This window comes from Bradyrhizobium sp. BR 1433 (genome assembly GCF_051547665.1).
GTDB lineage: Bacteria > Pseudomonadota > Alphaproteobacteria > Rhizobiales > Xanthobacteraceae > Bradyrhizobium > Bradyrhizobium australafricanum.
This window is the reverse complement of sequence record NZ_JBPUGG010000001.1, coordinates 7,042,343-7,067,983: the sequence shown is the minus strand read 5'-3', so window position 1 is coordinate 7,067,983 and position 25,641 is coordinate 7,042,343. Positions and strand designations below refer to the sequence as shown.

General features: G+C 65.1%; 18 protein-coding genes and 3 pseudogenes. 6 read left to right on the top strand and 15 right to left on the bottom strand.

The window, feature by feature from the left end:
• Positions 1–10: 10 nt before the first annotated feature.
• Together ACSKB9_RS33925 and ettA are read right to left on the bottom strand one after the other, a co-directional pair.
• A complete protein-coding gene (locus ACSKB9_RS33925; RefSeq protein ID WP_438078625.1) occupies positions 11–592 on the bottom strand; it encodes a TIGR00645 family protein in 582 nt (193 codons plus the stop codon).
• 165 nt (positions 593–757) lie between these two features.
• A complete protein-coding gene (ettA, locus tag ACSKB9_RS33920) occupies positions 758–2,407 on the bottom strand; it encodes an energy-dependent translational throttle protein EttA (RefSeq protein ID WP_438078623.1) in 1,650 nt (549 codons plus the stop codon).
• A 273-nt stretch (positions 2,408–2,680) separates the two neighbouring features.
• Here ettA and ACSKB9_RS33915 point away from each other — a divergent pair, with 273 nt between their 5' ends.
• Both ACSKB9_RS33915 and ACSKB9_RS33910 read left to right on the top strand, forming a co-directional pair.
• Complete coding sequence (locus ACSKB9_RS33915; protein WP_057019128.1) at positions 2,681–2,926, top strand: hypothetical protein; 246 nt, start codon at positions 2,681–2,683, stop codon at positions 2,924–2,926.
• 116 nt (positions 2,927–3,042) lie between these two features.
• Positions 3,043–4,006: pseudogene (locus ACSKB9_RS33910) on the top strand (D-2-hydroxyacid dehydrogenase family protein).
• Between the two features lie 18 nt (positions 4,007–4,024).
• On the opposite strand, the gene ACSKB9_RS33905 reads toward ACSKB9_RS33910, so the two are convergent.
• Together ACSKB9_RS33905 and ACSKB9_RS33900 are read right to left on the bottom strand one after the other, a co-directional pair.
• Positions 4,025–4,705: a DUF4336 domain-containing protein gene (locus tag ACSKB9_RS33905; RefSeq protein ID WP_438078621.1), complete on the bottom strand. Its 681-nt coding sequence runs from the start codon at positions 4,703–4,705 to the stop codon at positions 4,025–4,027.
• Positions 4,706–4,868: 163 nt separating this feature from the next.
• A complete protein-coding gene (locus ACSKB9_RS33900; protein WP_438078619.1) occupies positions 4,869–6,107 on the bottom strand; it encodes a L,D-transpeptidase family protein in 1,239 nt (412 codons plus the stop codon).
• Positions 6,108–6,436: 329 nt separating this feature from the next.
• On the opposite strand from ACSKB9_RS33900, the gene ACSKB9_RS33895 reads away from it, so the two are divergent.
• Positions 6,437–7,288 (top strand): hypothetical protein, encoded by an 852-nt coding sequence (locus tag ACSKB9_RS33895; RefSeq protein WP_438078617.1) that lies wholly within the window; start codon positions 6,437–6,439, stop codon positions 7,286–7,288.
• A gap of 17 nt (positions 7,289–7,305) precedes the next feature.
• On the opposite strand, the pseudogene sseA reads toward ACSKB9_RS33895, so the two are convergent.
• From sseA to ACSKB9_RS33880, 3 genes and pseudogenes are all read right to left on the bottom strand, one after another.
• Positions 7,306–8,162: pseudogene (gene sseA, locus ACSKB9_RS33890) on the bottom strand (3-mercaptopyruvate sulfurtransferase).
• Between the two features lie 131 nt (positions 8,163–8,293).
• A complete protein-coding gene (locus ACSKB9_RS33885; RefSeq protein WP_438078615.1) occupies positions 8,294–8,707 on the bottom strand; it encodes a rhodanese-like domain-containing protein in 414 nt (137 codons plus the stop codon).
• Positions 8,708–8,839: 132 nt separating this feature from the next.
• On the bottom strand, positions 8,840–10,015 hold the full coding sequence (locus tag ACSKB9_RS33880; RefSeq protein ID WP_438080519.1) for a vWA domain-containing protein: 1,176 nt from the start codon (positions 10,013–10,015) through the stop codon (positions 8,840–8,842).
• 365 nt (positions 10,016–10,380) lie between these two features.
• On the opposite strand from ACSKB9_RS33880, the gene ACSKB9_RS33875 reads away from it, so the two are divergent.
• Both ACSKB9_RS33875 and ACSKB9_RS33870 read left to right on the top strand, forming a co-directional pair.
• Positions 10,381–11,223 (top strand): AAA family ATPase, encoded by an 843-nt coding sequence (locus ACSKB9_RS33875; RefSeq protein ID WP_016847781.1) that lies wholly within the window; start codon positions 10,381–10,383, stop codon positions 11,221–11,223.
• Positions 11,224–11,313: 90 nt separating this feature from the next.
• Positions 11,314–12,816, top strand: a complete 1,503-nt coding sequence (locus ACSKB9_RS33870) for a flavin-containing monooxygenase (protein WP_438078612.1) — start codon at positions 11,314–11,316, stop codon at positions 12,814–12,816.
• 170 nt (positions 12,817–12,986) lie between these two features.
• Here the strand turns inward: ACSKB9_RS33870 and ACSKB9_RS33865 are convergent, their stop codons facing one another.
• The 6 genes and pseudogenes from ACSKB9_RS33865 to ACSKB9_RS33840 all read right to left on the bottom strand — a co-directional run bounded on the left by ACSKB9_RS33865 (position 12,987) and on the right by ACSKB9_RS33840 (position 21,854).
• Positions 12,987–14,630: a GMC family oxidoreductase gene (locus ACSKB9_RS33865; RefSeq protein WP_253625585.1), complete on the bottom strand. Its 1,644-nt coding sequence runs from the start codon at positions 14,628–14,630 to the stop codon at positions 12,987–12,989.
• Between the two features lie 28 nt (positions 14,631–14,658).
• A complete protein-coding gene (locus tag ACSKB9_RS33860; protein ID WP_253625584.1) occupies positions 14,659–15,252 on the bottom strand; it encodes a GNAT family N-acetyltransferase in 594 nt (197 codons plus the stop codon).
• Between the two features lie 146 nt (positions 15,253–15,398).
• A pseudogene (locus ACSKB9_RS33855) lies at positions 15,399–16,326 on the bottom strand (SMP-30/gluconolactonase/LRE family protein).
• A gap of 441 nt (positions 16,327–16,767) precedes the next feature.
• A complete protein-coding gene (locus ACSKB9_RS33850; RefSeq protein ID WP_438078610.1) occupies positions 16,768–17,655 on the bottom strand; it encodes a 4-(cytidine 5'-diphospho)-2-C-methyl-D-erythritol kinase in 888 nt (295 codons plus the stop codon).
• Positions 17,656–17,977: 322 nt separating this feature from the next.
• On the bottom strand, positions 17,978–19,762 hold the full coding sequence (locus ACSKB9_RS33845) for a tetratricopeptide repeat protein (protein ID WP_438078608.1): 1,785 nt from the start codon (positions 19,760–19,762) through the stop codon (positions 17,978–17,980).
• A gap of 433 nt (positions 19,763–20,195) precedes the next feature.
• The gene (locus ACSKB9_RS33840) at positions 20,196–21,854 is read right to left on the bottom strand and encodes an electron transfer flavoprotein-ubiquinone oxidoreductase (protein ID WP_438078606.1); all 1,659 of its coding nucleotides are present in this window, start codon (positions 21,852–21,854) and stop codon (positions 20,196–20,198) included.
• Positions 21,855–22,039: 185 nt separating this feature from the next.
• Between ACSKB9_RS33840 and ACSKB9_RS33835 the strand changes: the two genes are divergently transcribed.
• A complete protein-coding gene (locus ACSKB9_RS33835) occupies positions 22,040–22,870 on the top strand; it encodes a uracil-DNA glycosylase (protein WP_438078604.1) in 831 nt (276 codons plus the stop codon).
• A gap of 106 nt (positions 22,871–22,976) precedes the next feature.
• Here the strand turns inward: ACSKB9_RS33835 and ACSKB9_RS33830 are convergent, their stop codons facing one another.
• The gene (locus ACSKB9_RS33830) at positions 22,977–24,485 is read right to left on the bottom strand and encodes a glycosyltransferase family 39 protein (RefSeq protein WP_438078602.1); all 1,509 of its coding nucleotides are present in this window, start codon (positions 24,483–24,485) and stop codon (positions 22,977–22,979) included.
• A gap of 320 nt (positions 24,486–24,805) precedes the next feature.
• Positions 24,806–25,582 carry a ribonuclease HII gene (locus ACSKB9_RS33825; RefSeq protein ID WP_438078600.1) on the bottom strand — a complete coding sequence of 259 codons (777 nt, stop codon included), beginning with the start codon at positions 25,580–25,582 and terminating at the stop codon, positions 24,806–24,808.
• Positions 25,583–25,641 lie beyond the last annotated feature (59 nt).

The following is a 25,641-nucleotide window of genomic DNA, read 5'->3' as shown; positions in this document are numbered from 1 at the left end:
GCGGCCGCGCTCAATGCGCGGCCTGCTTGGCGCCCTCGATCGAGTCGTTCGACAGCTTGTCGACGATGGCGATGCCGATGGCCGACAGGATGAAGACGCAGTGGATGATGGTCTGCCACATCACGCCGGTCTCGGTGTAGTTGCCCTTGCCTGACGACAGCGCGCCGGCCTCGATGAAGGTGCGCAGCAAATGGATCGAGGAGATGCCGATGATGGCCATCGCCAGCTTGATCTTCAGCACGCTGGCATTGACGTGGCTCAGCCATTCCGGCTCGTCCGGATGGCCCTGCAGATTGAGGCGCGAGACGAAGGTCTCGTAGCCGCCGACGATCACCATCACCAACAGGTTCGAGATCATGACGACGTCGATCAGGCCGAGGACGGCCAGCATGATCTGCTGTTCGCTGAAATCGAAGGAATGGGCGAACAGGTGCCATAGTTCCTTGAGGAACAGCACGACATAGACGCCCTGAGCGATGATCAGGCCGACATAGAGCGGCAATTGCAGCCAGCGCGATCCGAAGATCAGCATCGGAACGGGACGCAGCGAGCGACCCTTCAGGGGGGTGCGCGCGTCTGAAACAGCGGACATGTTGGAGTGCTCGCAGGATTGAAAATTGCGGAGCGCTCTATCTACGCAATCCCGCGTGCGTGCAAAGTGACAACTGGCCGCAGATTGCGCCGCGATGCCGTCACGATCCTGCCAACGAAGAACGGTCGAGCGCGGCGAGATGCCGCGTTCGACCGTTCATACTGGTCAGCGCGTCAGCTTCTTGTACTTCACGCGATGAGGAATGATGCTGTCCTGGCCGAGCCGGCGCATCTTGTCCTTTTCGTAATCCTGGAAGTTGCCCTCGAACCATTCGACATGGCTGTCGCCCTCGAAGGCCAGGATATGGGTCGCGATGCGGTCGAGGAACCAGCGGTCATGGCTGATGATGACGGCGCAACCGGCGAAATCCTCGAGCGCCTCTTCCAGCGCGCGCAGCGTGTCGACGTCGAGGTCGTTGGTCGGTTCGTCGAGCAGCAGCACGTTGGCGCCCGACTTCAGCATCTTGGCGAGATGCACGCGGTTGCGCTCACCGCCCGACAGCGCGCCGACCTTCTTCTGCTGGTCGGCGCCCTTGAAGTTGAACGCCGAGCAGTAGCCGCGCGAATTGACTTCCTTCTTGCCGAGCAGGATCAGCTCGTTGCCGCCGGAGATCTCCTCCCACACCGTCTTGTTGCCCTCGAGCGCGTCGCGCGACTGGTCGACATAGCCGAGATGCACGGTCTCGCCGACCGTGATGGTGCCCTTGTCCGGCGTCTCCTGCTCGGTGATCATCTTGAACAGCGTGGTCTTGCCGGCGCCGTTGGCACCGATCACGCCGACGATGCCGCCGGGCGGCAGCTTGAAGGTGAGCTCGTCGATCAAGAGGCGATCGCCAAACCCCTTGCTGAGACCTTCGAAGTCGACGACGTTGGCGCCGAGCCGCTCGGCGACCGGAATGATGATCTGCGCGGTCTGGGTCTGCTTCTCGCTCGCCTTCTTGAGCAGATCCTCATAGCGCTGGTAGCGCGCCTTCGACTTGGCCTGGCGCGCCTTCGGCGAGGACGCCACCCATTCCTGCTCGCGGGCCAGCGTCTTCTGGTGCGCGGCGTCCTCGCGGCCTTCCTGCTCGAGTCGCTTCTGCTTCTGCACCAGCCAGGACGAGTAATTGCCCTCGTAGGGGATGCCGCGGCCGCGGTCGAGCTCGAGGATCCAGCCCGTGACGTTGTCGAGGAAGTAACGGTCGTGGGTCACGATCAGGATCGCGCCGGGATAGTTGCGCAGATGACCTTCCAGCCACGACACCAATTCGGCGTCGAGATGGTTGGTCGGCTCGTCCAGCAGCAGCAATTCCGGCTGGTCGAGCAGCAGGCGGCACAGCGCCACGCGGCGGCGTTCACCGCCGGACAGTTTTGTGACATCGGCATCGTCGGGCGGGCAGCGCAGCGCGTCCATCGCCTGGTCGACCTTGCTGTCGAGATCCCACAGGCCCTGGGCCTCGATCTCGTCCTGCAGCTTGGTCATCTCGTCGGCGGTCTCGTCCGAATAGTTGACCGCAAGCTCGTTGTAGCGGTCGAGGATCGCCTTCTGCTTGGCAACGCCCTGCATGACGTTCTCACGAACGTTGAGTGCCGGATCAAGGTGCGGCTCCTGCTCGAGATAGCCGACGCGGGCGCCCTCGGCGACCCAGGCCTCGCCGTTATACTCCTTGTCGAGGCCGGCCATGATCTTGAGCAGCGTCGACTTGCCCGAGCCGTTGACGCCGAGCACGCCGATCTTGGCGTCCGGGTAGAAGCTCAGATGGATGTTATCGAGCACCTTGCGGGTCGGGTACGCCTTGGTCAGACCCTGCATGAAATAGATGAACTGGCGAGCCATCCGCTGTCCCTGGAATTGATCCGATTTGTGGAAATTTTGCTGCCGCCGATGTAACGGCCGGCCCCCGAAAGCGCAACCGCGGGACCTCTGTTTTCCGTCCGTTCACCACGTTTCGCGGCTTCACCACGGGTGATTACGGGTTCGACGTCATGTGTGCGCCGAATCACGACAATTGAAACCATCTTTTAATAAATCAGGCCAAAACTCGTTCTCAACGTCGAAAAACGGCGATTTTCGCGGCAGAACCGCGGCCAAAACAGTTGAGGCCACGTCATGGCTACCATCATTTCAGCACCCCTTCCGCGCCCGACGACCAAAGGCGAGGCGACGCTGTTCGCCGAATTCCGCGCCTTTTGGCGCGCCTTCGTCGCCAAGGCTTTCAATCCCTACCGGCCGGAACTGCACTATATGCGCGGCCCGGGTCCGGCCTGCCGTGCCAAGCAGATGGCGCTGTCGCCGGCGGTCCGCTCGATGCTCGCCGATATCCGCGCCACGAAGAAGCCGTCGCCGCGCGTGTGACAATCGCCGCTTTTGAAACCGCGGCCGCTTGCGCGCCTGCCGATTGCGCGCGACCATGACGGGTATCCCGACGGTTGATCTCCCGCCGTCGTCCTCACCCTGAATGGACCTCCCCGATGACGCGGCTCCGCTGTGCAATCCTCGACGACTATTTTGACATCGCGCTTTCGGTGGCCGACTGGCCGAAGGTCAAGGACCGGGTCGACGTCACCGTGTTCGACAAGCCGTTCGCGAGCGAGGCGGAAGCGGCGACGAAGCTGAAGGATTTCGAGATCATCTGCGCGATGCGCGAGCGCACCCCGTTCCCGAAGAGCCTGCTCGAACGCGCTGCCCAGGCTGCAGCTCCTGATCACGTCAGGCATGCGCAACGCGGCGATCGACATGGAGGCCGCCAAGAACCGCAAGGTGGTGTTGTGCGGCACCCAATATAGCCGCGATCCCACCGCGCCGCTGACCATGGGCCTGATCCTGGAACTGACGCGCGGCATCGGCCGCGAGAATGCGCGCATGCACGCCGGCGAGGCCTGGCAGACCTTTGCCGGTACCGAGATCGAGGGCAAGACGCTCGGCATCATCGGCCTCGGCAAGCTCGGCAGCAAGGTCGCCGGCATGGCCAAAGTGTTCGGCATGAACGTCATCGCCTGGAGTCCCAATCTGACGCCGGAGAAGTGCAAGGAGGCCGGCGTCGGCTATGCCAGCAAGGACGAGCTGTTCGCGACATCAGACATCATCACCATCCATGTCGTGCTGAGCCCGCGCTCGCGCGGACTGGTCGGCGCCGCCGATCTCGCCCGCATGAAGCCGTCGGCCTATCTCGTCAACACCGCGCGCGGGCCGATCGTCGATGAGGACGCCCTGTTCGCGGCGCTGCGCGACAAGACGATCGCCGGCGCCGGCATCGACGTGTTCTCGGTCGAGCCGCTGCCGTCGGATCACCCGCTGCGCAAGCTCGACAACGTCGTGATCACGCCGCATCTCGGCTACGCGACGCGCGAGAGCCTGCAGGCGCATTATCAGCAGATGGTCGAGTGCATCGATGCTTTCACCAAGGGCAACGAGCTGCCGCGGCGCCTGGCCTGACAGCGGCATTCACTGCGGCTAGCCGAGCCAGCGGAACGCGCGTTCGAGCTCGGCGCGGCCGTCCCGGTCGTACCAGCGCCCGTGGGCGAGAATGATCCGCTCCGGATCCCATTCGATCATGCGGGCGACGGCGGCCTTCATCGCGTCCCTGTCCTGCAGGAAGGTCGAGCGCAGATCGGTTGGCGTGCTGCCGTCGGGATCGCGCACGCCGCCGAGCCAGATCAGGAACCGCATCAACGGCGAGCGGACTCGTCCGGCCTCAAAATTCTCGATCAGGTCCGTCAGCAGCAATGTCCGCGACGGCAGATGGAAGAACACGACCTCCGTCATGTAGCTGCCTGCCACCGGCAGCGTCGCGATCCACTCATCCCAGGGATAGCCGGATGATCGTTCCAGTCGCTCGCCTTCGAAGGTCAGCCGATTGTCCGCCTGTTGCTTGATCCCGGGCGCAAGGAAGATGCGCGCGTCGGGATAGGCAGCATTCCATTCCGGAATCCACCAGTAATGCAGACGGTTCGGACCGATGATCCAGCGCGGTACGCCCAGCTCAACGATTGCGGCCTTGAGCTCGGCCAGCAATGGTGTCGGCGAGTGAATGAACAGCCGCCCACCCGGCAGACGAACGATCGTCGCGCGCGTTGGAACGGCATCTTGAACCAGCGCGGACCGAACCGGATGATCGGACCATCGATCATCCATACGTCATCGGCGACAGGCTTTGGCGCATTCAGCCGCGGATAGGTCTCGCAGACGTCCTGCATCGCATTGCCTCCCGGGCGGCAACGTCGGATTGCGCGGCTTGTTGCAACAAAAAAGACGCGCTGTTCGCGCGCCTTTTTCAATGATGAACTTGCCCGTTGGCCTAGCGCACCGTCACCGGTGCGGGCAGCGGCTGCACCGTGGTCGGCTGCGTGCCGGGCAGCGGCGCCGCCGCCTGAGCCGACGCGGGAGCCATTGGGTTCGGGGGCGCGGCAGAAGCCGTCGCCGTTCCCGGCGGCGGACCACCGGGCAGCACAACCACGCGGGTGCCGACCTTGGCGCGCTCGAACAGGTCGGAGACGTCTTCGTTCAGCATGCCGATGCAGCCCGACGAAACGAACTTGCCGATGGTCGACGGCTGGTTGGTGCCGTGAATACGGTACACGGTCGAGCCGAGATGCATCGCGCGGGCGCCGAGCGGGTTGCCGGGTCCGCCGGCCATGAAGCGCGGCAGATAGGGCTGACGCTCGATCATCTCGGTCGGCGGATGCCAATCCGGCCACTCGGCCTTGCGCGTGATCTTCTGCACGCCGGTCCAGGTGAAGCCGTCGCGGCCGACACGGACGCCGTAACGAACCGCCCGGCCGTTGCCCAGGATGTAATAGAGGTAGGTGTTCGACGTATCGACGACGATCGTACCTGCCGGCTCCTTGGTCGCGAACGACACTTCCTGGCGGCGCAGATTCGGCGGCAGTTGCGCCGGGGCGTCTTCGGGCTGCTCGTCCGGCGGCAGCGCCGCGATCTGCACCGGCTTGCCGTTGGCATCGACCGGCGCCTGCTGCTGCGGCACGGCTCCGGTAACGCCCTCGGGCGGACGCATGCCGCCGCGGTCGTCGCCGTAGGAAACACCGGCGGCCGGAACGCCATTGTCGCGATTGGCTTGTTGCGTACCCGGACGATCGCCATAGATCACCGGCGGCGGCCCCATCGGACGGCCGTAGCGGGGATCATCGGGCGACATCACCGGCCCAGTCGGCGCGCCACGGTCGGAATAGACCGGAGGAGCATTCATCGGGCGGCCATAGCGCGGATCGTCCGGCGACATCACCGGACCAGTCGGCGCGCCACGATCGGAATAGGTGGGCGCATTCGCCGGACGGCCATAGCGCGGGTCGTTCGGCGACAGCACCGGACCGGACGGCGGCAGTGCAGCCGAATCCTGTCCGTCATCGTCATTGAGAGCGTCGAAATCCGGCATGCTGCCCTGAGGGTAGGGCTGAGGTGCCGTCGAATAGGCGGTGCCCTGGGACGCCGGATAACCCTGCTGCGCATGCGCAAGCGAGGTTCCTGCCACGCCGAGAGCCGCGGCAGCGCAAATCGTCAGAATGCGGTTGATCATCATTGCTCTGTTATAGTCCCCAAGCCACACCGGACTGTTAACGGCCCAATGCAGGAAGATAGCGGCGCATTCAAGACAAATCCGCGAAACCCGGGCTATTCCGGGCCTTTTGTGATTTCGCGTCAACGCTGCGGCAAAGATGTCTCACGGGTCGGGAATGTTTGTCCACGTGGCCAAAGTCATCAATCACCCGCATTTTGTAACAAACAGTCCCGGGACGTTGCGATATCTTCGAATCGGCCTGATTCGCGCTCGCGACGCCGGCTTTCTTGTGTGGTCACCGCGTTCCCTCGACATCGAAGACCCTCCCGCAGAAGGGGGAACCCGCGCCCATGCTCCCCGGCCTTCGTTTTCTGTTCGCCGCGATCGTGCTGGCGACCTCGCTTCTGGTGTTCGGGTTAGGGGCAGCCGCGCTGTTTCGCGCGGCACATGAAGAGTTCGCCAGCATTCCGGCCCGCCGGGCGCCGCCGCCCGAGCCGCAATTCGCGCAGCAGCCCGAGACCCCGCCCGTGCTTGCCATGGTGCGGGTCGATCCGCCCGCCGCCGACAAGGTGACGACCGATACGCCGGCAGCCCCGTCCGAGCCGGCCGCGTCCGAACAACCGGCCGCTCCCGCTGAGATCGCCGCCCCTGCAGCCGAGCCGGAGAAGGTCACCGCCGTGACGGCGGATGATCGGGTCCCACCCGCTCCGCCGAAGCCGGAGGCTCAAGCCACGGAGACCCCCGCGCCACCAGCTCAGCCCGCCGACGGCGCGGCGCAGATTCCGACCGCAGATCCTTCGCCGGCATCGGAGCTAACGCCCGCTGCCGCCGAAGCCGCACCGGCGGCCACCGAGGCCAAGGTCGCCGCCGTCGCTGATCCGCCCGCCACAACCAGCGAGCCCGCGCCTGCTGCACCGGCACCAGCAATGGTTGCGCCGGAGCCCGCCCCGCCGCCATCACCCGAGGCGATCGCGGCCGCGACCAAGATCGCAACGCTGGGTGGGCCCGAAGTTGTTGTCGAAGTGCCGGTAGCGCCGAAGGCCGCTGAGGCGAAGAAGCCGGAGCGCAGCGCGGTCAGCAAGCCGGCACATCGCAAGGAGCGGCGGCGGATTGTCCGCGCGCCGCCGGTTCGGCAAATCGTTCAGCAGCAGCAGCTCGATCCGTTCGGCCAGCCGACCCTGGTGCCGCTCACCCGGCGCTAGCAAGCAGGAATGACCTGTCAGGCCGGCCCCGTTGCGATCGGCGGGCCGCTCGCCTGCCCCATTCCGACCAAGAGCCGTCATAGAGCGCGCTCTCGGTGACGCCGAGCCGGTAGAGCGCAAGCGTCAGCACGCCGGCCGAGACGCCGGACCCGCAGCTCGTGACGATGGGCGCATCGAGCTTCACGCCGGCGCCCGCGAACGACTTGCGCAGGTCATCGAGCGGCTTCATCTCGCCGGTCGCGGCATCGAACAGCTGGTTGTAGGGCACGTTGCGGGCGCCTGGGATGTGGCCGGCGCGGATGCCCGGCCGTGGCTCCGGCGCGCGGCCCTCGAAGCGGTCGGCGGCGCGCGCATCGATCACCTGCTCGGCACGGCTTTCGACATTGGCGATCATCTGCTCGATGCTGCGCACGCGCTTCGGATCGTAGCTCGCCTTGAAGGTCGCAGGCTTCGGCTTCACCTCGCCGCTCTCGACCGCCCTGCCCTCGGCGCGCCACTTCTTCAGGCCGCCGTTGAGAATGCGCACGTTGCGATGGCCATAGGACAGGAACATCCACCAGGCGCGCGGCGCCGCAACCCAGCCGCCGGCATCATAGATCACCACAGTGTCGGCGTTGCCGATGCCGAGCGCACCGATGTCGCGGCCGAACTGCTCGGCGCTCGGAAACATGTGCGGCAGCGGATTGGCATGGTCGGACACCGCGTCGACATCGAAGAACACAGCACCCGGCAGATGCGCGGCGAGATAATCGTCCTTCGGCAATGGCAGCACGCCGGGCAGCTTGAAGGTCGCGTCGAGCACCTTGACGTTGGCATCGCCGAGATGCGCAGCCAGCCATTCGGTCGAAACGAGCGGATCGTCGGTGGCGGTCATGATCATTCCTTCTTGTCATTCCCCAGTGCGCAATTGCGCACCTGAGGGCACGCGAAGCGTGAACCCGGAATCCAGAGGTTGTCGCGCGAGATTCCGGGTCGCGCTACGCGCCCCGGAATGACGGAGAACCTTCAGCCCTTCTTCTTCGGCTCCCACGCCTCGATCGGCCCGCCGGCCTCGCGCCAGGCGGCAAAGCCGCCGCCCATATGCGCGACGGGCTTCAGGCCCATGTCCTTCGCGGTCTTGGCGGCGAGTGCCGAGCGCAGGCCGCCGGCGCAGTGGAAGATGAACTTCTTGTCTTCCTGGAAGATCGGCTTGGCATAGGGGCTGTTCGGATCGATCCAGAACTCCAGCATGCCGCGGGTGCAGGAGAACGCGCCCGGGATCCTGCCGTCGCGCTCGATCTCGCGGGGATCGCGGATGTCGACGATGACGACGTCGTTCTTGCCGATCAGCGTGATCGCATCGGCCGCGCTGATGGTCTCGATCTCGGCATTGGCCTCGTCGATCATCACCTTGATGCCGCGGTGGATATTCTGGGGCATGGGGCTCTCCCTGGCTTTTCTTGATCGTCATTCCGGGGCGATGCGGCAGCATCGAAGCCGGAACCTCGATCGAATTTCGTCAGCTCGAGATTCCGGATCGGTCCTGCGGACCGTCCGGAATGACGGGATTGGTTACCGCACCAGCTCCCGCATCGCGTTCTCCAGACCTTCGATCGTGATCGGATACATGCGCTCGGAGAACAGGCGGCGGATGATGGTGGTCGATTCCGAATAGTCCCAGTGCTTCTGCGCCACCGGATTGAGCCACACCGCGTGCGGATAGGTGCGGATGATGCGATCGAGCCAAACCGAGCCGGCCTCTTCATTGACATGCTCGACCGAGCCGCCGGGAACCATGATCTCGTAAGGCGACATCGAGGCGTCGCCCACGAACACCACCTTGTAGTCGTGCGGGTACTTGTGCAGCACGTCCCAGGTCGGCGTGCGATCGGTGAAGCGCCGCTTGTTCTGCTTCCACACGCCCTCATAGAGGCAGTTGTGGAAGTAGAAGTATTCCATGTGCTTGAATTCGCTCTTGGCGGCCGAGAACAGTTCCTCGACCTGCTCGATATGCGAATCCATCGAGCCGCCGATATCGAAGAACACCAGCACCTTGACCGCGTTGCGCCGCTCGGGGCGCATGTGCACGTCGAGATAGCCGTGGTTGGCGGTCTCCTTGATCGTGGTGTCGAGGTCGAGCTCGTCTGGCGCGCCGGTGCGCGCGAACTTGCGCAGCCGCCGCAGCGCGACCTTGATGTTGCGGATGCCGAGCTCGACATTGCCGTCGAGATCCTTGAACTCGCGCTTGTCCCACACCTTCACGGCGCGGTTGTTGCGGTTCTTCTCCTGCCCGATCCGCACGCCCTCGGGATTATAGCCATGGGCGCCGAACGGCGAGGTGCCGGCGGTGCCGATCCACTTGCTGCCGCCCTGGTGGCGGCCCTTCTGTTCCTCGAGCCGCTTCTTCAGGGTCTCCATGAGCTTGTCCCAGCCCATGGCCTCGATCTGCTTCTTCTCTTCCTCGGTGAGATATTTCTCCGCGAGCTTCTTCAGCCACTCCTCGGGGATCTCCGCCTTGCCCATAGCGTCGAGCAGGCTCTCGAACCCCTTGAACACGGTGCCGAACACGCGGTCGAACTTGTCGAGATTGCGCTCGTCCTTCACCAACGCGGCGCGCGACAAATCGTAGAAGTTCTGAACCGTCTGCTCGGCGAGATCGGCGTCAAGCGCTTCCATCAAGGTCAGATATTCCCGTAGCGTCACGGGGACCTGGGCGTCGCGCAGCGATGTGAAAAACTGCAGGAACATACCCACCTAGATCGCCCGCTGGGCCGGTGGCGTCAAGGGCCCCCGGCAGTGCTTCATCCCGAGATCAGCCATCCACTTTCACCGGGTTACCTCCGCCGCCGTCGGTCCGTGGCGGCGCCCGCGCCATCGCGGCAAGGTCGCGCCACGCCGGCGATCATTCCGCAGAGCGGAAAGATGATGCATGACATTCCATGCGGAAGCCCACATCGGTACCGCTGCGCTGCGGAATCCGCGCTGAGCCGCCCGGCTTTTTCAATTAGAATTGTACCGGACAAGATATCGGAGAGGACATGCGACCGCTGCGAGAGCGGTCGTTTCGTGTGGGGGCCCGGGCCGCCGACGAACGAAGCAAGGCAAACAGATAGATGAAATTCACGGGTACCAAGGACTACGTCGCCACCGATGACCTCAAGGTCGCCGTCAATGCCGCCATCGTGCTCGAGCGCCCGCTGCTGGTGAAGGGCGAGCCCGGCACCGGCAAGACCGTACTGGCCGAGGAAGTCGCCAAGGCGATCGACGCGCCGCTTTTGACCTGGCACATCAAGTCGACCACCAAGGCGCAGCAGGGCCTCTACGAATACGATGCCGTCTCGCGACTGCGCGACAGCCAGCTCGGCGACGCCCGCGTGTCCGACATCAAGAACTACATCAAGCGCGGCAAGCTGTGGGAGGCCTTCACCAACGAGAAGCGCCCGGTGCTGCTGATCGACGAGATCGACAAGGCCGACATCGAATTCCCAAACGATCTGCTGCTCGAACTCGACCGCATGGAATTCCACGTCTACGAGACCGGCGAGACCATCAAGGCGAAGCTGCGCCCGATCGTGATGATCACGTCGAACAACGAGAAGGAACTGCCGGACGCCTTCCTGCGCCGCTGCTTCTTCCACTACATCAAGTTCCCCGACAACGAGACGATGGGCAAGATCGTCGACGTGCATTTCCCCGGTATCAAGAAGCGCCTGGTGGAAGAGGCGCTGCGGATCTTCTTCGAAGTCCGCGAGGTGCCGGGCCTGAAGAAGAAGCCCTCGACCTCGGAACTGCTCGACTGGCTCAAGCTGCTGTTGAACGAGGACATCACCCCCGAGATGCTGCGCGAGCGCGATCCGCGCAAGCTGATCCCGCCGCTGCATGGCGCGCTGCTCAAGAACGAGCAGGATGTGCATCTGTTCGAGCGGCTGGCTTTCCTCAGCCGCCGCGAAGTCTAGTTCCGATATCGGCAAACGCCGGGGCGATGGCTCCGGCGTTTTGCTTCTGCAGCTCAACAAACAAGCCAACAAGCAACAAGACCAGGGAAGATGAACGTCCAAACCCAGATCCGGGCCGCCGAGCCCGTCACGACAGAGCACTTCGACGTCCTGATCGCAGGCGCCGGCATCTCCGGCGTCGGCGCCGCCCACCACCTCACCACGCAATGCCCCGGCACCAGCTTCGTGGTGCTGGAGACGCAGAAGACTTTTGGCGGTACCTGGTCCACCCACCGCTATCCCGGCATCCGCTCCGACAGCGACCTGCACACCTTCGGCTATCGCTTCAAGCCGTGGACCAGCGCGCCGATCGCGACCGCGGCCGAGATCCTGAAGTACATGGGCGAGGTGATCGAGGAGAACGACATCGCCCGTCACATCCGCTATCGCCACACCATCACCGCGGCGAAGTGGTCGAACGAAACGAATCTCTGGACCATCGATGCGACGCGCATCGACACCGGCGAGCGGCTGCGCTTCACCACCAACTTCTTCTGGATGTGCCAGGGCTATTATCGCCACGACGCGGGCTATACGCCCGAATGGACCGACATGGCGAAGTTCAAGGGCACCGTCGTGCATCCGCAGACCTGGCCCGACGACCTCGACTACAAGGGCAAGCGCGTGGTCGTGATCGGCTCCGGCGCCACCGCCGCGACCCTGATCCCGGCGATGGCCAAGGACGCCGGCCATGTCACCATGCTGCAGCGTTCGCCGACCTATTTCCGCACCGGCCGCAACGCCATCGAGATCGCCGAGGAGCTGCGCAGGCTGCAGGTCGACGAGCACTGGATCCACGAGATCACCCGCCGCAAGATACTGTTCGAGCAGGACGCCTTCACCAGGCGGACCTTCGCCGAGCCCGAGGGCGCCAAGAAGGACCTGCTGGCGGCGGTCGAAGCCGTCCTCGGCAAGGACTACGACATTGCCACCCACTTCACGCCGAGCTACCGGCCGTGGCGGCAGCGCATCGCCTTCGTGCCGGATGCCGACCTGTTCCACGCCATCAAGGGCGGCAAGGCGTCGGTCGTCACCGACGAGATCGACCGCTTCACCGAGACGGGCATCCTGCTCAAGTCCGGCAAGCAGCTCGAGGCCGACATCATCATCACCGCGACCGGCTTCCACCTCTCCGCCAACGGCGGCATCGACTTCGAGATCGACGGCAAGCCGCTCGACTTCGCCGATACCGTGACCTATCGCGGCATGATGTTCACCGGCGTGCCGAACCTCGTCTGGGTGTTCGGCTATTTCCGCGCCAGCTGGACCTTGCGTGTCGATCTGGTCGGCGACTTCGTCTGCCGCCTGCTGCAGCACATGAAGGCGACCGGCGCGAACAAGGTGACGCCGGAGCTGCGCCCCGAGGACCACAACATGCCGCTGCTGCCGTGGATCGATCCGGAGAACTTCAACCCCGGCTACATGATGCGCGGTATGCACCTCTTGCCGAAGCGCGGCGACAAGCCGGAGTGGCAGCACAACCAGGATTACTGGGCCGAGAAGGACGAATTCCCGGCGATCGACCTCAAGGACAAGGCGTTCGTCTACGGCTGAGCTCCTGATATTAGTCCCGTCATCCTGAGGAGCGCGTAGCGCGTCTGAAGGATGCACGGCCCCACTCGGGCCGTCGTGCTTCGAGACGGCCGCTTCGCGGCCTCCTCAGCATGACGGTGTTAGACACAGCGCGCTGATCAAGAAGCAACATCGCGTACGCCTCTATTCCGTCACGCATACTCCGGCAGCTTCGCAGCCGCCTCGGGTGCCTTGCCGCGGATCATGTCGGAGGCCTTGTCGGCGATCATCAAGGTCGAGGCGTTGAGATTGGCTGAGATCATCCGCGGCATGATCGAGGCGTCGATCACGCGCAGGCCCTCCATGCCATGGACCCGAAGCTGGTCGTCGACCACCGCCCACGGCGCGTCCGCCGGTCCCATCCGGCAGGTGCAGCCGGGATGGAAGGTGGTGGTGCCGCGCTCGGTCGCGGCCGCGAGCAGTTCGTCGTCGCTCGTGACCTTCGGGCCCGGAAAGTCCTCATAGGCGTAATACGGACTGAGCGGCTCGGAGGCGAGCAGCCGGCGCGCCAGCTTCATGCCGGCGACGACGACGCGGCGGTCGATCTCCTCGGCGAGGTAGTTGGTCTGGATGATCGGCGGCGCGAACGGATCGGCGGAGCGGATCCGGACATAGCCGCGGCTCTCCGGCCGCTGCTGCCATGACGCCACCGTCATGCCGGGCTCGTCCTCGAGCTGGCCCTGCACGCCTTCCTTGTAGCTCGCCGGCGTGAAGGTGAGCTGCAGATCGGAGCTCTCGGTGGTCTCGCCGGAATGCCAGAAGCAGTAGACCATGGTAGGCGACAGCGACAGCAGGCCGCGCCGCGTCGTCGCCCATTTGATCGCCTCGCCCCACAGGCTGAAGCCGCGGCGAAGCTCGTTGATGGTCCTGATGTTCTTGACCCGCGCCACCGAGCGCGGCGCGTAATGATCCTGCAAACCTTCGCCGACGCCCGGCAGCGCGTGGCGCACCTCGATGCCGTGCGCCTGCAACAGCTCGGGCGCGCCGACCCCGGAGAGCTGCAACAGCTGCGGCGAGTTGTAGGCGCCGCCGGAGAGGATGACCTCCTTGGTGGCGCGGATCTCCAGGGGATCGCCGTGCTTGCCGCCGCGGTTGTAGCGCACGCCGACCGCGCGCTTGCCCTCGAAGATGATGCCGGTGACATGCGCATGCGTGCGCACATCGACATTGGGCCGCCGCCGCGCCGGATGCAGGAACGCGGTCGCGGCGCTGACCCGGCGGCCGTTTAGGATGGTGCGCTGGCAGTACGACACGCCTTCCTGTATCTGGCCGTTGTAATCAGGATTGCGCGGAATGCCGAGGCTGACCGCGCCTGCCATGAAGGCCTCGCAGAGTGGATCCTGCCAGTCCATGGTGGTGACGGTGAGGTTGCCGTCGCGGCCGCGATAGGTGTCGTCGCCCTCGCCGATCCGCCTCTCCATGCGCCGGAAATAGGGCAGCACGTCAGGATAGCCCCAGCCGCGATTGCCGAGCTGCGCCCAGGTGTCGAAATCCTGGCGCTGGCCGCGATTATAAATGTGGCCGTTGATCGAGGACGAGCCGCCGAGCGTCTTGCCGCGCGGCGCATAGATGCTGCGCCCGCCGGTGTAGGGACCCACCTCCTGCTGATAGGCCCAGTTCACGCTCTTCATATGGAAGGTCTTGATGAAGCCGGCCGGCAGATGGATGTAAGGATGCCAGTCGCTCGGCCCCGCCTCGAGCACGCACACCTTGGTGCCTGCGTCTTCACTCAAGCGGTTGGTCAGCACGCTCCCGGCGGAGCCTGCGCCGATGATCACATAATCGAACGTTTCCATCGTCTCGTTTCTGGCGCCGACTATCGTGTCAGCGCGGCTTTTCGTTGAGTTGATAGGTCAGATGCGCCTTCACCGTCGGCCATTCGCTGGCGATGATGCTGTAAACCACGGTGTCGCGCAACGTGCCGTTGGGCGCGATCTGATGGCTGCGCAGAATGCCGTCCTGCTTCGCACCCAGACGCTCGATGCCACGCCGGCTCTGGTGATTGAAGAAATGCGTGCGGAACTCGACCGCGATGCAATCAAGCTTCTCGAAGGCATGGGTCAGTAGTAGCAGTTTGCACTGCGTATTGACCGCGCTGCGCTGCACACGCTTGGCGTACCAGGTCGAGCCGATCTCAACGCGACGGTTCGACGTGTCGACGTTCATGTAGGTCGTCATGCCGGAAATCTTGCCGTCGGCGTCGAACACCGTGAACGGCAGCATCGATCCGGCCTTTTGCAGGCCGAGCCGGCGGTCGATCTCCTTGGCCATGTTCTCCGGCTGCGGGATCGCGGTGTACCAGAGCTTTGACAGCTCGCCGTCCTTCACCGCCTCGACCAGCCCGTCGCGATGATCGTGGGACAACGGCTCCAGCCGCGCATGCGCGCCGCGAAGGGTGACCGGTTCAAGCCAGGGCATTCGAGATCTCTCCATCTTTGTCATTCCGGGGCGATGCGCAGCATCGAACCTCAGATGCGCAATTGCGCATCGGGGAATCTCGAGATTCCGGGTCTGGCGCTTCGAACCATCCCGGAATGACGATTGCGCTTCGCGAACCGCAATCGTCATCTATTCAGAAAATTCAGCGGCAATCCCGGCCGCGGCCAGTCCATCGCGATCAGCTCGCCCTTGCCCGACAGCGTGATGTAGGCGGTCTTCAGCTCGGGGCCGCCGAAGGCGATGTTGGTGGTGACGCGGTCGCCGGTCGGCACCTGCTCGACCACGGTGCCGTCGGGCGCGATCACCGAGATGCAGCCCGACACCAGCGTCGCGACGCAGACATTGCCAGATGCCTCGACCGCGAGCGAGTTCGAACATCTGGTAGCCGCCGAGGCCGGCGATCGGCTTGCCGCGCTCGCCGCGATAGATCACGTCGCGCGGCTTGACGGTGCCGGGCTCGGAAACTTCATACGCCCACAGCCGCGCGGTCGGCGTCTCCGCGATGTAGACGGTCTTCTCGTCCGGCGACAGGCCGATGCCGTTGGCTGGCAGGATGCCGTGCACGGCCTCGACGATCTCGTTCATGCCGGGCTTCAGATAATAGAACGCGCCGACATCCATGTCGCGGGCGCGGCGCTTGCCGAGGTCGGAGAACCACAGGCCACCCTGCCTGTCGAACACCAGGTCATTCGGCCCGCGCAGCGCGTGCTCGCCGCATTTAGTCACCACGGTCTCGACCTTGCCGGATTGCAGATCGACGCGCTGGATCGAGCCGCCGAGATAATCCTCCGGCTGCGGCCCCGGCATGATCATGTTGCGGGTCGGAATCCAGGAGAAGCCACCATTGTTGCAGATGTACATCTTGCCGTCCGGGCCGAGCGCCGCGCCGTTCGGGCCGCCCGGCACCTTGGCGACGATCTCCTTGCGCCCGTCGGGATAGACCCGCGTCAGCCGCTGGCCGCGGATTTCGACCAGCACGACCGAACCGTCGGGCATGACGACCGGACCTTCGGGAAACTCCAGATCGGTGGCGAGAACTCGGATATTGGCCATGGCATCCTCCCGGCTCTTTGGCTGCAGGCGGATTCCGAACGGCCCCGCACGCGCAACGTTGTTGTTTCATCCTGTTATGGCAAACGGGGTTTGGCTTGCCAAGCAATGGCCCCGCAAGGCTGCCCGGCGTTGGGGTGGGATGGGCGCGCCGCGAATGCCCCTGTCGTCCCTGCCTAGTGCGCAATTGCGCACTAGGCAGGGACGACACCGAGTAGGTGGCACGGTCAGTGAGTCAAACTTCCGCGTTCTCGCTACACTGTCCGAGCTTCGCGCTTCGGATAAAGCGAATTATTTCGCGCACGAGGATTGACAGGTTTTGCTGAGTTGCCCGTCGGGTTGTTTTGTCGCACCCCTCTCCGTCGTCATTCCCCGGTGCGCAATTGCGCACCTGAGGGCGCGCCTCTCGGCGCGAGCCTCGGAATCACGGAGAATGGGCGCGCGCTAGCTCAGCGTGCCCGCATGCACCCACCAGCCGGGATGCCTGGCGCGGAGCCGTTCGCCGGCGGCATCGGCATCGGCGTCGGTTCCGAACACGGCAAAGCAGGTCGCGCCCGAGCCCGACATGCGCACCAGACGAACGTCCCGGGTCTCACGCAGCGCGGACAGCACGTCGCTGATGACGGGCTCAATACGCGCCGCGGGGGCTTCGAGATCGTTGGTGCCGCGCTCCAGCGCCGCGATCCAATCGTCGATCGCGCGGCCGGCTTCCGGCCATGACGGCGCCTGCATCACGACGTCGGTGGCGCCGATCAGGAGCTCGCCGTTGCGCAGACCGAGCGCATTGAAGACGTCCCTGGTCGCAACCGGCACGCGCGGATTGACCAGCACGCACGGTATTTTCGGCAGGTCGAGCGGCAGCAGGCCTTCGCCGACGCCGGTCATGTCGCAGGCGCGCGAGGCGACGCACACCGGCACGTCGGCACCGGTCTGCAGCGCGACCTCCATGATCCTGCTATCGTCGAGCGAGAGCTCGTTGAGCCGCGCCAACAGCCGCAGCGCCGCCGCGGCATCCGCCGAGCCGCCGCCGATGCCGGCCGCAACGGGCAGCACCTTCTCCAGCGTGAAGTGGCCGACCTCGAGGTCCGCGACGCGCTCGCCGAGCAGCCGCGCGGCCTTCAGCACCAGATTGTCAGAGGTGTCGCCGCAGGCATCGGCCAGCGGCCCTGCCATCGAAAGCGACAGCCCCGGTCCCGGCTCGAGCGTGAGGCGATCGGCACAATCGGCAAACGCGACGACGCTCTCCAAGTCGTGAAACCCGTCGACGCGCCGCCCGACAACCTTCAGCGTCAGGTTGACCTTGGCACGCCCTTCTTCAATCAGCGCCGGCACGGCGATAAACCCCTAAAAAACACACATCGTGATGCGATTAGCGTAAATCGCCGCACGATCCTATCTCTTTGTTTGGATGGAAATTCCGCCATAACTCGTCATGCCCGGGCATAGCCGTCTGAAGGACGGCGTCGCTTCCGCTCGCCTATGACCCGGGCATCTATCAACCAAGAACGAATTTCTCGAAGGGATGGATGGCCGGGTCAAGCCCGGCCATGACGGGCAAACGTCAATGCCCGGGGACATCTTGCGCGAAGACGCGCTTCGCGCTTTTGCCCGGGCATCACGGTATTTTATGAAGATGCAGCGCGACGACCGCCGCTCAGCCGCCCTTGCCGTCGTCGTCCTTCTTCTTCTCGGCGGCGGCGGCGTTGGAGGTGTCGTCCGGCAGGCCGTTGTCGATCTTGGCCTGGATCTTCGGCAGCTCTTCCGGCTCGGGCTTGAGGTCGCGGGCGTGCGCCCACTGGAACTTGGCTTCCAGGGTGCGGCCGACGCGCCAGTAGGCGTCGCCGAGATGGTCGTTGATGGTCGGATCTTCCGGCTTCAGATCGATCGCGCGCTCGAGGTTCTTGACCGCCTCCTCGTAGTTGCCGATCCGGTAATAGGCCCAGCCGAGCGAATCCACGATGTAGCCGTCGTCGGGGCGCTGATCGACGGCACGCTTGATCATCTTCATGCCTTCGTCGAGGTTGATGCCCTGGTCGATCCAGGAATAACCGAGATAGTTCAGCACATGCGGCTGCTCGGGCTGCAGCTCGAGCGCCTTGCGCATGTCGGCCTCGGCCTTGTTCCACTGCTTGGAGCGCTCCTCGCAGATGCCGCGATAGTAATAGGTGACCCAGGCGTTCTTGTCGCCGCCGGCCGGCAGTGCGTCGATCGCCTGCGAATAGGTGGTGGCGCAGTCGGCGAACTTCTTGCGGCCGCGCTCGATATTGCCGAGCGCCAGGATCGCCTCGATGTCCTTCGGCTGATCCGATGTGACTTCCTTGAGGATCTTGATCGCCTCGTCGCTGCGGTCGGCGGCGTCGAGATTGGTCGCGAGCTGGATCTGCGCGTTGCGCTTCAGCGGCGAGGACGCCGGCATCCGCTCATAGACCTTGATCGCCATCTGCGGCTTCTTCACCAATTCATAGAGATCGGCGAGCGACAGCAGCGCCAGCGGATGGTTGGGCTGCAGATAGAGCGCGAGTTGCAGATAGACCAGCGCGAGGTCCTCGCCGCCGCGGCGGGTCAGCGTCGCGCCGATGCCGTACAGCGCCTCGGCCGCGCCGGCCTGCGGTGACTCGACCAGCGGCGGCAGCTTCTTGCCGGCCTTGGTCTCCTTGATGCCTTCCAGCACCAGCGGGTGACGCGGCAGCTTCTTGTCGAAGGCTTCGTACATCGCGGTCGCGGCGGCCGCGTCCTTGTTGCGCGAGGTCCAGCGCGCATATTCGTCGACCGTGCGCAGCATCGAATCGTCGAGCTTGTAGACGCGCTCGAAGCGGGCGCCGGCATCCTTCTCCTTGCCGGACAGCTCGTAGATCATGCCGGCATGGAGGTCCTTGAAGATCGGGTACCACTCAGGGCCGGTCAGCTTGTCGATCGAGGCGACCGCGGCCTTGCTGTCGCCGGCGCCATAGGCGGCCCAGGCCGACAGCAGCGTCGCGACGAGATCGGTGATCGGGCCGCGCACCGACTGGTTGATGTTGGACTGCGCGGCGGCATATTTCTTCAGCTTGAGATCGCGCACGCCGACGACGAGGCGCGCGACGCGGTTGGCCTTGTCCTGGGTCAGGATGCGGTCGGCAAGCTTGACCGCCTCCTCGATGTCGCCGTCGGCGAGCGAGGAGATGAAGGCGCGGTCGAGCAGCTCGGAATTCTTCGGGTCGGTGCGCAGCGCCGAGCGGTAGAACGTCGCGGCCGAGGTCGCATCGCGCTCGACGCTGGCGTGGCGGGCGGCGAGATAGCTGCCGGCGGTGGTCAGCGACTTCAGGTCGTTCTTGGACGGGAATTGCGCGGTATTGTCGGTCGGATGGTCCGGCGTTTGCGCTGCAAGCTGCGCAGGCACGGCAAGCGCCGCGGCAGCGAGAACGGCAATGGTCAGGCGGTGGAATCGGGTGGACAGCATCACGGTCGCCTTGCTCCAGGGATTTACGCCAAGATGGATTTTATGGCCAAGATCTTGCGATCAGTCTCAAAATGCGAACCCAAGCGGCGGCATCACGGCGGGGGACAATGCCGCTTTTGGCGCTTATCCGCAAGGATCGCCCAAAGGCAACCCATGACGAATCAATTGGCAGATTAGGCCTTTAGGCCCGCCGATCCAGCCAGCCTCCGCAAGACGCTTCCACTATGGCGGTATCGTGACCGGGCCGGGCATATTCGCGCGCGGACGCAAAAAGGCGCGAGATAAGGTGCCACGGCACCCCTTTTCGCGTCTTCCGTTGTAACCTGAAGTGCAATCCGGCCGCTCCACGCGCGGAGAGGCCAAGCGGAGGTTGCGGCAACTCGCGCGGCCGCCTCACGCAAATGTGGTCGGCCGCCTCGAGCTCACCCTGGCCTCACATTGCCTCGTAGTTCGGACCGCCGCCGCCTTCCGGCGGAACCCAGGTGATGTTGCCGTTGGGGTCCTTCACGTCGCAGGTTTTGCAATGGACGCAGTTCTGGGCGTTGATCTGGAAGCGCGGACCCGTCGATTCCTCGACCCATTCATAAACGCCGGCCGGGCAATAGCGGTTGGAAGGACCGGCGAACACGTCGTGTTCCGAGGTCTTCTGCAGATTGAGATCGGCGACCTTGAGATGGACCGGCTGGTCCTCCTCATGGTTGGTGTTGGACAGGAACACCGACGACAGCTTGTCGAACGAGATCTTGCCGTCCGGCTTCGGATAGGCGATCGGCTGGTGCTGCTTGGAGGGATCGAGCGTCTTGCGGTCCGGCTTGGCGTGCGACTGGGTGCCGAACAGCGAGAAGCCGAGCGTGTTGCACCACATGTCGAAGCCGGAGAGCGCCGTTCCGAGCAGGTTGCCGAACTTCGACAGCAACGGCTTGGCATTGCGGACCTTGAACAGGTCCTTGCCGATCGCCGACGAGCGCCAGGCGTTCTCGTACTCGACGAGCTCGTCATTGGCGCGGCCGGCGCCGAGCGCGGCCGCGACATGCTCGGCGGCGAGCATGCCGGAGCCCATCGCGTTGTGGACGCCCTTGATGCGCGGCACGTTGACGAAGCCCGCCGCGCAGCCGATCAGCGCGCCGCCCGGGAACGAGAGCCGCGGCACCGACTGGTAGCCGCCCTCGGTGATGGCGCGCGCGCCATAGGCGAGCCGCTTGCCGCCCTCGAACAGCTCGCGGACATCGGGATGGGTCTTGAAGCGCTGGAATTCGTCGAACGGCGACAAATACGGATCGTTGTAGTTCAGATGCACCACGAAGCCGACCGCGACGCGGTTGTCGTCGTAGTGATAGAGGAACGAGCCGCCGCCGGTCCTGTCGTTCAGCGGCCATCCCAGCGTATGCTGCACCCGACCCTTCTTGTGCTTCGCCGGGTCGATCTGCCAGACCTCCTTGAGGCCGATGCCGAACTTCGGCGGCTCGGAGTTGGCATCGAGATTGAACTTCGCGATCAGCTGCTTGGACAGCGAGCCGCGTGCGCCTTCGGCGAACAGCGTGTATTTGCCGAGCAGCTCCATGCCCCGGGTGTAGGAATCCTTGTGGCTGCCGTCCCTGGCGATGCCCATGTCGCCGGTGGCGATGCCGCGCACCGCGCCGTTGTCGTCATAAAGCACTTCGGCCGCGGCAAAGCCCGGATAGATCTCGACGCCGAGCGCTTCCGCCTTCGGCGCCAGCCAGCGGCAGACATTGCCGAGCGAGCCGATGTAGCAGTGATGGTTGTACATCAGCGGCGGCATGATGAAGTTCGGCAGGCGGAACCAGCCTTGCGACGTCGTCCAGTAGAAGCGGTCGTCCTTGACCTGCGTCTTCAGCGGACAATCGGCGTCGTCGCGCCAGTCGGGCACGAGCTTGTCGAGCCCGGCCGGATCGATCACCGCACCCGAGAGGATGTGCGCGCCGACCTCGGAGCCCTTCTCCACCACGACGATCGAGAGCTCCGGATTGAGCTGCTTCAGCCGGATCGCGGCCGACAGGCCCGACGGGCCGGCGCCGACGATGACGACGTCGAATTCCATAGACTCGCGCGGAGGAAGGTCTTCAGCACTCATGATCTTTGATCTCAGCCCATTGAGAACGCTTCTAAGCTTTTCAGGGGTCGTTGTTTCCGATTTTTGGCGGAAGGACAACCATGGAATTGCGCTTCCATGGGTTTGCACGGCCCGGGTACCGCAAGAGAATAATCTTTTCCGAAAACCGCCCTCCACTTTTCTGGTCGATGCTCTAGATTGCGCCCATGATGGCCCTGCCGCCCGAGCCCACCCCTACACTGCAGCAATTGCTGGCCTTTTACCTCGAGGCCGGGGTCGATTGCGCGCTCGGCGATGCGCCGATCAACCGGCTCGAGGAGCCGGAGCCAGTTCCCGCCCCAGCCGCACCGCGCCAATCAGTTGCACTCAATCCGCTGCGTCCGCCGCCGATGCCGTCAGTTCCGCGCAGCGAAATCACCGTGGCGCCGGATGCCGCGATCGCTTCCGCGCGCGAGGCTGCGCGGACTGCGCCGACGCTTGAAGCCCTGCGCACGCTGATGGAGAATTTCGACGGCTGCGCGCTCAAGCACACCGCAACCAGGCTGGTGTTCGCCGACGGCAACCCGCAGGCGCGCGTGATGTTCGTCGGCGAGGCACCGGGCCGCGACGAGGACATCGAGGGCCTGCCGTTCGTCGGCCGCTCCGGCAAGCTGCTCGACCGCATGATCGCGGCGATCGGGCTCGACCGCAGCAAAGCGTATATCGCCAACGTGATCCCGTGGCGGCCGCCCGGCAACCGCACACCGACGCCGCAGGAGACGCAGGTATGCCTGCCCTTCATCCAGCGCCATATCGAACTCGTGAATCCCGACGTGCTGGTGACGCTCGGCAATCCCTCGACGCAGGCGCTGCTCGGCACGCGCGAGGGCATCATGCGCACGCGCGGCAAATGGATCGACTACGACACCGGCACCCGCACGATCCGCGCCGTCGCTACCTTCCATCCGGCCTATCTGCTGCGCTCGCCGTCGTACAAGCGGCTGTCGTGGCAGGATCTGCGCGCGATCGCGAAGGTGCTGCAGGTGGCGAGCGCGTAGCTTCGTAGCCCGGATGGAGCGAAGCGCAATCCGGGTGGATCAAGTCGAGTGAAAGAGCGGCCCCGGATTTCGCTCCGCTCCATCCGGGCTACGGCTCCACGTCAAATCACGTCCCCTTCGGCCGTACGATCGCCCAGCCGATCCGCAGCACCGGCTGCCGTCCGTTGACCAGCCGGTCGAACGAACGCGGCACTTCCGGCACGAGGCCGGGGAAGCGCTGCGCGATGTCGGGCGGCGGCGTGCCGGCGGTGTCCTGTGCGCGCCACACCACGACGCCGCCGGTTTCGTTGAATTTTGCGACCGACAGCCACGGCGTCCGCTGCGGCGTGGCGTCGAGCAAAAGATGCGGGCGGCGGCGGTTCATCGCGATCAGGCTGGCAAGTTCGGGATCGCCGGCCACCGCGCGCAGGCGCTGGTTGGTGCGGCGCTCATAGCTGTCATCGAAGAAGCGGCCCATCGCGGCTGCCGGCAGCGAGGTGGACGCCTCCGTGGTGCTGGTCCAGGGCAGGAACAGCGCCGCCGCCAGCGCGAGCGCTGCAGGCGCCGCGACCGCCACGGCCCAGACCGAACGCAGCAGCCGCTGCCGCCTGAGCGGGATCAGTTCGCCGGTCGCGACCACAACGGCAAGCCCGGACATCAGCAGCGCCACGCCAGCGCCGCCGAAGGCGCGATCGAGATTGAACAGCGCGGAGACGAAGCTGCTCGCGATCGCCGGCGCGAACGCGAAGAAATACACGAATTGCCGCGCCAGCGGACTGACCGGCGGGCGGTTGATGATCGGGGCATCCTCGGTCTTGCCGGCGAACCAGCGCGAATTGAGGATCGCCAGCAGCGCGATCGCGGCGGTCGCCACGATCAGCCCGCCGAGCACCACGCCCCAGCGCAGCGCGCGCGCCTTGAGATCGGCGAGTGCCGGCAAGGCCGGCAGCGCCAGGACGTCGGCGCGGAGCATCCAGATCAGGTAGGGCAGCGCCAGCACGATGATGACGAGCAGCGCGTAGATCGGATCGACCGATTTGAGCATGCGCCGCCCGCGCTCGGTTGCGAGCGCAAAGCCGGTCACGAGCAGGATCATGCCGATCGCCGCCGGCGTCGTCAGCAGCAGGAGGCCGCAATCGATCGACCAGGCGAACCAGGCGCTGCGCCGGTTCTGCCCGATCAGTTGCCAGGAATGCAGCAACAGCAGCGCCCAGAGCGGGCGCGCCAGGATCAGCGGACCGAACTCGACGCTTGGCGAGGAGAACACCACGACCGTCATCGACAGCAGCACTGCCAGCACGCCCTGCGGGCCGCCGACGATGGAGCGCGCCAAGGCGTAGAAGGCGATGAAGGTGACGATCTCGCAGACCTGCGCCAGGAGATAGACGCCCAACACGTGATTCCCGACGGCGCGGAAGGCGATGTCGGCGAGCCAGAACGCGAGCGGCGGCCCCATGTCGGTGCCGACCTGATATTCGCGGCCGAAGGCGAGGATGGTGGCGAGGTTGCCGGGCGGACTGCCGTAGAAGATGGCCGGCAGGAACAGCCAGATCGCGGCCTGCGCCAGCACCACGATCCAGACCACGAGGCGCGGCCGGGCGCGGATCAGTTCGACAACCAGGGAGGTAAACCGCATGAAACGCCTGAAATGCCCCAGCCACCCGTATCAAGCGGCGCCATCTGATCCCGAGGTTTTTTGATAAACGGCGGCGGCGATGGAGGCAACCGGGCTGGATGTGTCCACGGTGCAAAGTCAAACATCGCTGTCATGCCCCGCGAAGGCGGGCATCCAGTACGCCGCGGCGGCCAGGCTTGAGCACAACGGTCTCTGGAATACGGGATCGCCCGGTCCCGTCTTCGCCAAGGCTTCGACGAGGCCAGGGCCCCTGGCGCGCCGAAGCTTTAGCGGAGGCGGCGAGCCGGGCGATGACACCGAGAGTGCGGCGCCGCCGCGCTTTACGCCGCTTCGGATGCCGCGGCTTCGCTTTCGGCGTCCACCGTGAACAGGTCGGGCTCCGCCGGGACCGGGAAATGCTTCAGCCGCGCCGCGACGACGGGAGCGAAGAAGCTACGGTGATGGCTGCTGGGGCCGAGCCGGTCGAGCGCCTCGAGGTGCTCGGGGACGGCATAGCCCTTGTGCTGCTCGAAGCCGTAGCCGGGGCAATCCAGCGCCAGCGCGCACATCAGGCGGTCGCGCGTCACCTTGGCGATGATCGAGGCCGCCGCGATCGAAGCCACGATGCCGTCGCCGCCGATCACGGCGTCGCAGTCGCAGGGCGTGGCGAGCTTGTCGCGGCCGTCGACGAAGACATGCTTCGGCATTTCCGGCAGCGCATGCACCGCGCGCGCCAGCGCCCACAGCGAGGCGCGCAGGATGTTGTCGCGGTCGATCCGCGACCGTGACGCCACCGCGACCGAGAACGCTGCTGTCGCGCAGATTTCCTCGAACAGTTCCTCGCGGCGCTCGACGGTCAGCCGCTTCGAATCATCGAGGCCCTTGGGTATCCGATTTGGGTCCAGCACCACGGCGGCGGCGACCACCGGACCCGCCAGCGGCCCGCGCCCGGCCTCGTCGCAGCCGGCGACCGGCCAGACGCCTCGCTTGATCAGCGCGCGCTCGCGCCGAAAGCTCGGCCGCGTCACCACGATGACGCGCTTGTCCGGCTTGGCCGGCTCGGCCGGCTTCTTCTTCGACGCGGTCTTTGACGTGCGATTGGACTTGTCCCGAATCATGCGGGGATCGTGATCAAGCCCGGCCCGCGGCGCAACCGGGAACCTGGCGCCCTTCCCCG